This is a genomic window from Actinomycetes bacterium (assembly GCA_035489715.1).
Lineage (GTDB): Bacteria > Actinomycetota > Actinomycetes > JACCUZ01 > JACCUZ01 > DATHAP01.
Genome location: DATHAP010000098.1, coordinates 1 through 11,145, shown reverse-complemented (window position 1 = coordinate 11,145; position 11,145 = coordinate 1). Strand labels below are relative to the sequence as shown.

The 11,145-nt window shown below is 72.6% G+C and carries 11 protein-coding genes and 1 pseudogene; 7 read left to right on the top strand and 5 right to left on the bottom strand.

Features of this window, described 5'->3' with window-relative positions; all coding sequences use genetic code 11:
* The 4 genes and pseudogenes from VK640_07970 to VK640_07955 form a co-directional block, all read left to right on the top strand.
* Positions 1 to 2,789 (top strand): multifunctional oxoglutarate decarboxylase/oxoglutarate dehydrogenase thiamine pyrophosphate-binding subunit/dihydrolipoyllysine-residue succinyltransferase subunit (locus tag VK640_07970; protein ID HTE73119.1); only part of this gene is annotated, 2,789 nt, incomplete at its 5' end.
* 5 nt (positions 2,790 to 2,794) lie between these two features.
* Positions 2,795 to 2,968 carry a DUF6104 family protein gene (locus VK640_07965; GenBank protein ID HTE73118.1) on the top strand — a complete coding sequence of 58 codons (174 nt, stop codon included), beginning with the start codon at positions 2,795 to 2,797 and terminating at the stop codon, positions 2,966 to 2,968.
* 174 nt (positions 2,969 to 3,142) lie between these two features.
* A complete protein-coding gene (locus VK640_07960) occupies positions 3,143 to 3,979 on the top strand; it encodes a DUF4097 family beta strand repeat-containing protein (GenBank protein HTE73117.1) in 837 nt (278 codons plus the stop codon).
* Positions 3,976 to 4,365: pseudogene (locus tag VK640_07955) on the top strand (PadR family transcriptional regulator). Before VK640_07960 ends, VK640_07955 begins: the two are co-directional and overlap by 4 nt.
* Before the next feature lie 215 nt (positions 4,366 to 4,580).
* Here VK640_07955 and VK640_07950 read toward each other — a convergent pair.
* Genes VK640_07950 through VK640_07940 form a run of 3 tightly spaced genes read right to left on the bottom strand, consistent with a single transcriptional unit; the run spans position 4,581 to position 7,078 of the window.
* Positions 4,581 to 5,630: a phosphotransferase gene (locus VK640_07950; protein HTE73116.1), complete on the bottom strand. Its 1,050-nt coding sequence runs from the start codon at positions 5,628 to 5,630 to the stop codon at positions 4,581 to 4,583.
* On the bottom strand, positions 5,627 to 6,598 hold the full coding sequence (locus VK640_07945) for a zinc-binding dehydrogenase (protein ID HTE73115.1): 972 nt from the start codon (positions 6,596 to 6,598) through the stop codon (positions 5,627 to 5,629). The genes VK640_07950 and VK640_07945 overlap by 4 nt, the downstream gene beginning before the upstream one ends.
* Positions 6,599 to 6,616: 18 nt before the next feature.
* Positions 6,617 to 7,078 (bottom strand): cyclic nucleotide-binding domain-containing protein, encoded by a 462-nt coding sequence (locus VK640_07940; protein ID HTE73114.1) that lies wholly within the window; start codon positions 7,076 to 7,078, stop codon positions 6,617 to 6,619.
* A 210-nt stretch (positions 7,079 to 7,288) separates the two neighbouring features.
* Between VK640_07940 and VK640_07935 the strand changes: the two genes are divergently transcribed.
* Entirely contained in the window at positions 7,289 to 7,474 is a 186-nt protein-coding gene (locus tag VK640_07935) for a hypothetical protein (GenBank protein HTE73113.1), read from the top strand.
* 95 nt (positions 7,475 to 7,569) lie between these two features.
* Here VK640_07935 and VK640_07930 read toward each other — a convergent pair whose 3' ends face one another.
* Both VK640_07930 and VK640_07925 read right to left on the bottom strand, forming a co-directional pair.
* Positions 7,570 to 8,760: an NADP-dependent malic enzyme gene (locus VK640_07930; protein ID HTE73112.1), complete on the bottom strand. Its 1,191-nt coding sequence runs from the start codon at positions 8,758 to 8,760 to the stop codon at positions 7,570 to 7,572.
* Between the two features lie 124 nt (positions 8,761 to 8,884).
* Positions 8,885 to 9,784, bottom strand: coding sequence for an arginine deiminase-related protein (locus tag VK640_07925; GenBank protein HTE73111.1), 900 nt, complete (start codon positions 9,782 to 9,784; stop codon positions 8,885 to 8,887).
* 117 nt (positions 9,785 to 9,901) lie between these two features.
* On the opposite strand from VK640_07925, the gene VK640_07920 reads away from it, so the two are divergent.
* The gene (locus VK640_07920; protein HTE73110.1) at positions 9,902 to 10,564 is read left to right on the top strand and encodes a GntR family transcriptional regulator; all 663 of its coding nucleotides are present in this window, start codon (positions 9,902 to 9,904) and stop codon (positions 10,562 to 10,564) included.
* Positions 10,565 to 10,682: 118 nt separating this feature from the next.
* Positions 10,683 to 11,145, top strand: a 463-nt coding sequence (locus VK640_07915; protein ID HTE73109.1) for a hypothetical protein, incomplete at its 3' end; no start/stop codon positions are given.

The following is an 11,145-nucleotide window of genomic DNA, read 5'->3' as shown; positions in this document are numbered from 1 at the left end:
GATGGCCGACACCGACCCGCTGGAGTTCCGCCAGCGCTCGCACCCCGACCTCGACGTACGACCACCGGATCATCCAGGGCGCGCAGTCCGGCGACTTCCTGCGCCGCGTGCACGGGCTGCTCCTGGGCGAGCAGGGGTTCTACGACGAGGTGTTCCGCGCGCTGCGCATCCCCTACGAGCCGATCCGCTGGGTCCGCGACATCGCGGCGACCCACGAGGACGACGTCGTCAAGCAGGCGCGGGTGCAGGAGCTGATCCACGCCTACCGGGTGCGCGGGCACCTGATGGCCGACACCGACCCGCTGGAGTTCCGCCAGCGCTCGCACCCCGACCTCGACGTCATCACCCACGGGCTCACCCTGTGGGACCTGGACCGCGAGTTCGCCACCGGCGGGTTCGGCGGCAAGCCGATGGCGTCGCTGCGCGAGATCCTCGGCGTGCTGCGCGAGTCCTACTGCCGACGCATAGGCATCGAGTACATGCACATCCAGGACCCCGAGGAGCGGCGCTGGATCCAGGAGCGGGTCGAGGTGCCGTTCGCCAAGCCGTCCCGCGAGGAGCAGCTGACGATCCTGCGGCGGCTCAACGCGGCCGAGGCCTTCGAGACCTTCCTGCAGACCAAGTACGTCGGGCAGAAGCGGTTCTCGCTCGAGGGCGGCGAGTCGGTCATCCCGCTGCTCGACGAGGTGATGTCGTCGGCGGCCGAGTCCGGGCTCGACGAGGTCACCATCGGCATGCCGCACCGCGGCCGGCTCAACGTGCTCGCCAACCTTGCCGGCAAGTCCTACGGCCAGATCTTCCGCGAGTTCGAGGGCAACCAGGACCCGCGGTCGGTGCAGGGCTCCGGCGACGTGAAGTACCACCTCGGCACCGAGGGCGAGTTCACCGCGCCGGACGGCAGCAGGACCAAGGTCTACCTGGCGGCGAACCCCTCGCACCTCGAGGCCGTCAACCCGGTGCTCGAGGGCATCTCCCGGGCCAAGCAGGACCGCATCGACAAGGGCGAGCAGGGCTTCACCGTCCTGCCGATCCTGCTGCACGGCGACGCCGCGTTCGCCGGCCAGGGAGTCGTGGCCGAGACGCTCAACCTGTCGCAGCTTCGCGGCTACCGCACCGGCGGCACCGTGCACGTCGTCGTCAACAACCAGGTCGGCTTCACCACGTCGCCGGCCGCTTCGCGGTCGTCGTTCTACTGCACCGACGTCGCGCGGATGATCCAGGCGCCGATCTTTCACGTCAACGGCGACGACCCCGAGGCCTGCGTCCGGGTCGCCAAGCTGGCGTTCGAGTACCGCCAGACGTTCCGCAAGGACGTGGTGGTCGACCTGGTCTGCTACCGCCGCCGTGGCCACAACGAGGGCGACGACCCGTCGATGACCCAGCCGCTGATGTACTCGCTGATCGAGAACAAGCGCTCGGTGCGCAAGATCTACACCGAGTCGCTCATCGGCCGCGGCGACATCTCGGTCGAGGAGGCCGAGCAGGCGCTGCGCGACTACCAGGGTCAGCTGGAGCGGGTGTTCGCCGAGACTCGTGAGGCGCTGAGCGAGTCGCAGGACCAGGGCACCGGCGAGGGCATCGAGGCGCCCGCCGAGCAGCAGACGTCGGTCGGCGCGGAGCGGCCGACCGCCGTCGACCTCGAGGTGGTCAAGCGGATCGCCGACGCGCACGTCGCGATGCCCGACGGCTTCACGGTGCACCCCAAGCTGATGCCGCTGCTGCAGCGGCGCGCCGCGATGGCTTCCGAGGGCGGCATCGACTGGGCGATGGGCGAGCTGTTCGCCTTCGGCTCGCTGCTGCTCGAGGGCAAGCCGATCCGGCTGGCCGGCCAGGACTCGCGCCGGGGCACCTTCGTGCAGCGGCACGCGGTGCTGACCGACAAGGCGACGGGCCAGGAGTGGGTGCCGCTGGCCAACCTGGACGAGGGCCAGGCCCGCTTCTGGATCTACGACTCGCTGCTGTCGGAGTTCGCGGCGATGGGCTTCGAGTACGGCTACTCGGTCGCGCGGCCGGACGCGCTGGTGCTCTGGGAGGCGCAGTTCGGCGACTTCTTCAACGGCGCGCAGACCATCATCGACGAGTTCGTGTCGTCGTCGGAGCAGAAGTGGGGCCAGAGCTCCTCGGTCGTGCTTCTGCTTCCCCACGGCTTCGAGGGCCAGGGTCCGGACCACTCGTCCGGCCGCATCGAGCGGTTCCTCAGCATGTGCGCCGAGGACAACATGACGGTCGCCCACCCCTCGACCCCGGCGTCGTACTTCCACCTGCTGCGCTGGCACGCCTACCACGAGCCGCGCCGACCGCTGGTGGTCTTCACACCGAAGTCGATGCTGCGGCTCAAGGCGGCCGCGTCGGCGGTGGAGGACTTGACCAGCGGTACGTTCCGGCCGGTCATCCCCGAGCCGGTCCCCGACATCGACGCCTCGGCCGTCCGGCGGGTCGTGTTGTGCTCGGGCAAGGTCTACTACGACCTGCTCGCGGAGCGGGCCAAGCGGGCCGGCGCGGACGGTGGCCGGGTGGCGATCGTGCGGCTCGAGCAGCTCGCCCCGGTCCCCGGCGAGGAGGTCGCGGAGGCGGTGTCGGCCTACCCCGACGCCGAGCTGGTCTGGGTGCAGGAGGAGCCGGCAAACCAAGGCCCCTGGCCCTTCGTCGCGCTCAACCTGCCGGCGCACCTCAGCGGCCGCCCGCTGGTCTGCGTCTCGCGGGCCGCGTCGGCCTCCCCCGCCGCCGGCTCGCACAAGAAGCACGAGGCCGAGCAGCGCGCCCTGGTCGAGCGGGCCATGACCCTCTGACCCTCGTGTACTTCACCGACCGCGGGATCGAGGAGCTCGCCGCCCGGCGCGGCGAGGAGCAGGTGACGCTGGACTGGCTCGCGTCGCGGCTGCAGCAGTTCGTCGACGACAACCCCGACTTCGAGGTGCCTGTCGAGCGGCTCGCCACCTGGCTGGCGCGCCTCGACGACGAGGACTGAGCGGGCCGCCTGAACTGTGCGTCGACACACCGTTCCGCCGGCGTGTCCGGTGCAGGAGCGCACATCTGAGCGGCCACGAGATCCAGCCGAGATCCACCGGTCAGCGGGCGCCGATGGGGACTCGGGCTTGACACCTGTCGCTCGCGATATATCTTGTGTCTGACGCGATACATCGTGAGTGAGGAGAGCGACATGCCCTCGTGGCGCATCGAGAAGCCGCAGTCCCTGGACCTGGACGGCGTCCGCCGGCTGGAGGTCCGGATGGTGGCCGGCAGCGTCGACGTCGTCGGCCGCACCGAGGACGCCGAGAGCGGGGCGGCCCAGGTGGAGGTCAGCGACCTGGACGGCCCGCTGACGGTGTCGCTCGAGAACGGCACCCTCACCATCGTCCACGAGCGGCTCACGTGGGGGGGCCTGCTCGACTGGGTCGGCAACCGCAAGGCCTCAGCGACCGTGTCGGTCTCGGTGCCGGCCGACTGCCCGGTGGAGCTCGGTGTCGTCTCGGCCGACGCCGTGGTGTCCGGGATCGTCGCGGACCGAACGGCCGTCAAGTCGGTGTCCGGCGAGATCACGCTCGACGGCGTCCGCTCGGACATCACCGCGCAGACCGTCAGCGGCGACCTCGAGACCCGCCAGCTGCTCGGCACCCTGCGCTTCACCACCGTCTCCGGCGACCTGACCGTGGTGAACGGCGCGAGCGACGCGGTCAAGGCCGAGACGGTCTCCGGTGACCTGACCCTCGACCTCGACCCCTCGGCCGGCGGGCGGATCGAGCTGTCGAGCGTCTCGGGCGACGTGACGGTGCGGATGCCGGACACGGCCGGGATGACCGTGGCCATCTCGACGATGTCGGGGTCACTGGACAGCGCCTTCGCGGGCACCCACAGCGAGCGCAGGCCCGGCAGGGCATCGCTGCGCGGTCAGGTCGGCGACGGCGACGGTCGCCTCACGGCCAAGACCGTCTCGGGTGACATCACCCTGCTGCGGCGGGGCGCCAAGGCGCCGGCATGAGCCCGGTGTTCGCCCACGGCCGTCTGCGGCTGTACCTGCTCAAGCTGCTCGACGAGAGCCCGCGACACGGCTACGACGTGATCCGCGAGCTCGAGGACCGCTTCATGGGCCTCTACTCGCCCAGCGCCGGGACCGTCTACCCGCGCCTGGCGCGCCTCGAGGCCGAAGGTCTGGTGACCCACGACGTCGTGGAGGGCCGCAAGGTCTACCGCATCACCGACGCGGGGCGGGCCGAGCTCGCCGAGCGGCAGGGCGACCTCGACGACCTCGAGCAGGAGATCGCCGGCTCGGTCCGCGACCTGGCCACCGAGATCCGCAGCGAGGTCCGCGGCTCGGTGCGCGACCTGCAGGCGGAGCTGAAGGCCGCCGCCAAGGACGTCCGCCGCGAGAACCGTGCACAGGCCCGGGAGCAGCGCTCGGCGGCACGGTCGGGGCGCGACCAGCACCGCGCCGAGGTGGAGCGGGTCATCGAGACCTTCCGCGCGGACCTGCGCGCCGTCGTGCGCAGCAGCCCGCTCTCGGCCGATGGCGTCGCCGAGCTTCGCTCGGTGCTGTCCCGGGCCCTGGACGACGTGCGCCGTCTCGTCGACTGAGAGGACGGTCAGACCGGCTCATCGAGCGGCATGGCGCCGCGCTGCTCGAGCAGCCACGCCGGGACACCCTCCGCGTAGGGCGCCCGGCTCGGAGCGTCGGCCGGCCAGCCGAGCGTCGCCCGCCGGTAGCAGTCGGCGCGCGAGACGCCCCCCACCCGGACGGCCAGCCGGGCCGCATCGCGCAGGTCGGCGAGGGACCACTCCCCCGCCCACGGCTCCAGGTAGGCGTCGCGCAGCCGGCGGACCTCCGGCCCCGTCTCGGGCACCTCGAGCAGGTCGGCGACGACGCGCAGGCTGATCAACAGCACGCCGAACGGGTGCCCGACCACGGCGTCTCCCCAGTCGAAGACCCGCAGCGGCCCGCCCCGCTCGGCCGGTCCGAAGACGTTGTTGTCGTGCAGGTCGTCGTGCTGCAGCGAGAGCGGGATGCCGTGGGCCGCCAGGTCGGCGCACGCGGCCGAGTAGGACTCCTGCTCGGCGAGCAGCTCGGCCCGCTGGGCCTTGGTCAGGCCGCTCTCGTCACCGAGCAGCAGCAGGTCCTCGTCGGCGAGCAGAGCGGCCCGGACGCCCGGCAGCTCGCCCGGCCCCGCGACGGTCAGGCCGGTCGCGACCAGCTCGTCGACGAAGGGCTCCAGCCCGCGCTGCATGGCGGCGTACTCCTGCAACATCCGCTCCCACGCCGCGACGTCGGTGCGTGCGCCCTCGGTCTGGCGCAGGGTCGGGCCGCCGTCGGGCAGGAGCAGGAAGCCACGCTCGAGGTCCAGCGCGACCGGCGTCAGCACGTGGCCGGGCGACCGGCGGACCAGGACCCGGTAGAGCGCGGGCTCGTGGCGCACACCGACCGTGCAGGCCTTGAACCACACCGGTCCGCCCTCGGTGGGCACCCGCCACACCGCCGACCACGGGACGAGCCGATCGCAGTCCGCGGGGCCGGTGGGCCGGCGGCCGGCCGCGGCCAGCCGGTCGGCCACCCAGGCGTCGGCATCGGCCCGCCAGCCGGGGTCGCGCCAGAGCGGCAGTGAGACGTCCGGCTCGTCGCTCATCCCGGGCTCGCTCATGCCGGGCGGGTGAGGACGAGCTTGCCGAACACCTCGCCCGAAGCCAGCTGGCGGAACGCGTCGACGGCGTCCTCGAGCGGACGCACGGTGTCGACGACCGGCCGCACGCCGGTGGCGGCCATGAACCGCACCAGCCGCTCCAGCTCCTCGCGGGTACCCATCGTCGAGCCCACGACGCGCAGCTGCAGGAAGAAGACCCGCCGCAGGTCGGTGACCGCCTCGTGGCCGCCGGTCGCGCCGGTGACCACGATGGTGCCGCCCTGGCGCAGCGACTTGAGGCTGTGCTCCCAGGTGGGCACGCCGACCGTCTCCATCACCGCGTCGACCCGCTCGGGCAGTCGCGCACCGGGCTCGAACGCCTGGTCGGCGCCGAGCTCGACAGCACGGGCCCGCTTCGCCTCGTCGCGGCTGGTCGCCCACACCCGGATGCCGGCCGCGCGCCCGAGGGCGATCACCGCAGTGGCCACGCCCCCGCCGGCGCCCTGCACCAGCACCGTGGAGCCGGGCTGCACGTCGGCCTGGGTGAAGAGCATGCGGTACGCCGTCAGCCAGCTCGTCGGGAGGCAGGCGGCCTCCTCGAACGACAGGCCGGCCGGCTTGGGCACCAGGTTGCGGAGGGGCACCTGCACCAGGTCGGCCAGCGTGCCGTCGTACTCCTCGGACAGCAGGGTGCGCCGCGGGTCCATCGTCTCGTCGCCGCGGAACTCCGGGTCGCCGACGATCGCGTGCACGACGACCTCGTTGTCGTCCTCGTCCAGCCCCGCGCCGTCGCAGCCGAGGACCATCGGCAGCCGGTCCGCCGGAAGGCCCACCCCCTGCAGGCTCCACAGGTCGTGGTGGTTCAGCGACGCCGCGCGCAGGCGCACGGTGGCCCATCCGTCCCGTGGTGCGGGCTCGGGTCGCTCGCCCACCTCGAGGCCGGCGATCGGGTCGTGCGGGTCCTGGCGGACGGCGGTCGCGGCGAGCATGGCCGCGACCCTACGACCTCAGGTGGGGCGGTCGGCCGCCGCCTCGGTCGCCCGCAGCCGGGCCACCATCACCCGCAGCATCGGCAGCGCCACCTCGGGGTGCTCGTCGAGCAGGTCGGCGAACGTCCACTTGCTGATGGCGAAGGTGGACAGGCCACGCTCCCCCGCGCGCACCTGTGCCGACCGCGGCAGGCCGTCGATCAGCGACAGCTCGCCGAAGTACTCGCCCGGGCGCAGCTCGGCGTGCTGCTGGCCGCGCACCGAGGCGAGCGCGCTGCCGGTGAGCACGACGTGCATCTCGACCCCGCGCTGGGAGAACGACCGGAAGCCGCTCACCTCCTCGCCCTCGGCGATCACCACGTCGCCGGGCTCGAAGCGCTCCTCGCGGCCGGCCTCGGCGATCCGCCGGAGCACGCGAAGCCGGAGGTCGTGGAAGAGGTCGACCTTCTCCAGGACTGCCACCAGCTCGTCGGTCCCCATCGGAGCACCCCTCACGACTCGTCGGACCCCGTGGCGGCACGGTAGAGCCGGGAGGTACGACCTGGCGCCTGCTCAGCAGAACCCGACGGTTTCCGCGGTGGCGAACCAGGTCCAACCGGACGAATCCAATTTCGCGATACATCTTGACTTCCACGCCACGCGATATATCGTCTTTGTGTCAGACGCGATACATCGTGAAAGGAGCGTCCCGTGCACATCTCCGACCGCCGCGCCACCGTCCCTACCGGCATCCGCCGGCTCCGCGCCACGCTGCTCGGCGGCGGCGGCGACAGTCCCGGCCGCCGCAACGACCCGCTGGTCGACCCGCTGGCCGGGACCGACGCCACGGCGTTGCCGCACCGCCGGGCGCGAGCCCTCCCGCCGCCGGTCGCCTGACCGGCCGGCCTGATCGCCGTGCCGTCCTGGCTGGGAGTGCCCCCGCCCGCTGCGCCGATCGACTCGCCGACCGAGGTGGCCACCGGGCGCCGGCCTCAGCGACGTACGACGCCGTCACGACGGGCCGCGGCGGCGACCGCCTCGGCGACCGCCGGCGCCACCCGCTCGTCGAACGGGCTGGGCACCACGTAGTCGTCGGCGAGGTCGTCGCCCGCGACGGCGGCGATCGCGTCCGCGGCCGCCAGCTTCATGTCTTCGGTGACATCGGTGGCACCCACGTCGAGCGCCCCCCGGAAGATGCCGGGGAAGGCGAGGACGTTGTTGATCTGGTTCGGGTAGTCGCTGCGTCCGGTGGCGACGACCCGGGCGTGCCGGCGGGCGAGGTCGGGGTGGATCTCCGGCTCCGGGTTGGCCAGCGCGAATACGATGGCGTCGTCCGCCATGGCGGCCACCGCGTCCTCCCCGACGACGCCGCCGGACACCCCGATGAAGACGTCCGCCCCTCGCAGCGCGTCGGCCAGCGAGCCGGTCATGCCGGTGTCGTTGGTGACCGCGGCCAGGCGCCGCTTGACCGCCGTCAGGTCACCGCGGCCGTCGTGCAGCACCCCCTTGCGGTCGGCGACCGTGATGTCGCCGATCCCGGCTTCGCGCAGGATGGTCGTGACGGCGACACCGGCCGCGCCCGCGCCTGACACGACCACCGACAGGTCGCCGAGCCCGCGCCCGGTCAGGCGGGCCGCGTTGCGCAGCGCGGCGAGCACCACGACGGCGGTGCCGTGCTGGTCGTCGTGGAAGACCGGGATGTCGAGCCGCTCGCGCAGCTGCCGCTCCACCTCGAAGCACCGCGGGGCGCTGATGTCCTCGAGGTTGATCCCGCCGAAGCCGGGTGCGATGCGCACGACCGTCTCGACGATCTCGGCCACGTCGGTGGTGTCGAGGCAGATCGGCACGGCGTCGACACCGGCGAACTCCTTGAAGAGCACCGCCTTGCCCTCCATCACCGGCAGCGACGCGGCCGGCCCGATGTCGCCCAGGCCCAGCACCGCCGACCCGTCGGTGACGACGGCGACCACCTTGGACTTCCAGGTGAGCTCGTGGACCAGCTCGGGGTGCTCGGCGATGGCCGAGCACACCCGCGCCACACCCGGCGTGTATGCCAGCGAGAGGTCGTCACGGTCCCGGAGCGGGACGGTCGAGCGGGTCTCGAGCTTGCCGCCGACGTGGAGGGCGAAGGCCGGGTCCTCGACGTCGTACGACCCGAGGCTGCTCTCCTGCACTGTCACCACGACTGTCCTTCCCGCTCGACTGGTCGCCCGACCCAGGTGCTCGCACGGATGCGTGCGGCTGGACGGCGTCTCGATGCGGGGGTTGCCCGATGATCGGATCCTCCCACACGCGTTCGGTACGACGTCAGACGGGGACGAGCTCCTCGCCGTCCCGCCGCGAGTGACGCACGTCCAGCCGCGCTGCGTCGAGCACCGTGTCGAGCGGCAGCGTCATGCACCGGACCGAGCCGCCACCCTTGTGCAGCTCGCTCACGTCGACCGGAGCGACCGTGAAGCCCCACCGCTCGAGCTGCCGGGTCACCCGCACCGGGACACCGGCCGGCATGACCACGACGTCGCCGACGACGACCGAGTTGGCCGCGAAGGTGAAGGCCTCGTCGAGGTCGAGCACCAGAGGCTCCGGCACGTACGCGGCGACGGTCGCCCGACCAGCCGCGTCCCACGCGTCGGGGGCGACGATCGCCCGGCGCTCGTCGAGCGGGCACAGGCTGAGGTCGAGGTGGTAGAGCGCGGGATGGACCACCCTCACGGGGGCGACCCGCACGCCGAGGGTGCGGGACAGGACGTCGTGCGTCGCCCGGTCGGTGCGCGGCCCGTCGGCGACGAGCAGCGCGTCGCACACCAGGAACGCGTCGCCGGCCTCGAACGCCCCGGCACCGGCGTCGGCGACCCGGCTGGTGCGGATGCCGGCCTCGCCGAACCACCACTCGGCAGCGTCCGCCTCGACCGCCCGCTCGGCGTGCCGGAACCGGGTGAGGGCGACGTGGTCACCGTCGACCAGGCCGTAGTTCATGGCGTAGACCATGTCCGGCGCCTCGGGTAGCTGAGCGATGCGCTCGACCGCGGCGCCGGCGGAGACCAGGGTCCGCTCGAGGGTGTCCCACTGGGCCAGCGCGCGCTCGGGGTCGACCGGCGACTCCACGTCCATCCACGGGTTGATGGCGTAGTCGACGCGGAAGTGCTCGGGCCGGCACATCAGGTAGCGGCGACCCCAGGGCAGCGGGCGGATCTCGGGCACGGTCACCTCAGGAAAGGGTCTCTGGTCTCAGGAAGCTTGACGGCGCGATCGACTGACGGAATTGTCGGACAATTATTGTCCGACAACCTGAGTGTCCGGTGATCGACCGCTACTGTCAAGCGCATGGCGGACGTGCCCGCGATCGACCGCTCGAGCACGACTGAGCGGGTGGCCGACGCGCTGCGCACGATGTTGTTCGCCGGAGACCTCGCCCCCGGGGAGCCGCTGCGCGAGGTGAGCCTGGCCGCCGGCTTCGGGGTGGCCCGCTCGACCGTCCGCGAGGCGCTGCAGGTCCTCGCCGGTGAGGGCCTGGTGACCCGCTACCCGAATCGCGGCGTCGTGGTGACGGAGCTGACGCCGCGCGACATCGCCGACATCTTCGAGGCCCGGCTGGTGCTGGAGAGCGCGGGCGTCCGGGCCGGCGCAGCAGGGGCCGACCTGGCTCCGGTCACAGCTGCCCTGTCGACGTACGCCCGAGCCGCCCGCGCCGGTGACGCCGGCAGCTCGGTGGAGTCGACGCATGCCCACCTGGAGTTCCACGCCTCCCTGGTGGCGCTGCTCGGCAACGCGCGGCTGGTCGCGACCGCTGACACGCTGACCGCCGACCTGCGGCTCGCGCTCGCATCGGTCGAACGGGCGCGGCGCAACGCCCGCACCCAGGTGGCCGACCACCGCCGCCTGCTCACCCTGATGCGCGCCGGCGATGGCGACGCCGCGGTTGCCGAGCTCGAGGCGCACCTGGGCGCGGCGGCCACCTCGGTGGCGGAACGGGTGACCCGCGACTGACGAGCCGAGGCTGACGCCGGGGGTTGTGGACGACGGCGACGGGATGTCCGACCGGCAAACCTAGATTTCGAACATACGTTTGAGGAGTGGCCGCGGGTCCGACAAGAGGTGAGCAGACGTGACCGTGCTGACCGCGTCGGCCACCGTGCCCGCCGAGTCGCCCTGGTGGCCTGAGCTCGCGCTGGCACCGGCACCGGTGCTGCCACCCGATCCCGACGCAGACCTCCTGCCGGTGCGTGACGAGCCCGACGAGTGGGCCGAGCTCAGCGTCTATGACCTGATCGACGACGTCGACCGGGCCGAGGGGAAGGTGTGCGCGGATCCGGCGGTGATCGTGGCGCGGGTGGCTGAGGGCGCCGACGTCCATGGTGAGCCGGTCGGCCTGGTGGCGGCGGTCACCGAGCTGGCCGGGATCGACCCGCAGCTGCTGGACGGCGCGGCGAGGGTGGACCTGATCCGCAGCTGGGAGCGGGTGCTGGCGATGGTGGCCGGCGAGCAGCAGCGTGCCCTCGCGTCGGTGGCGGAGGCGACCGCGTCCTTCGGGCTGCCCGGCATCGAGGCCCGCCACGAGGTCGCGGCCT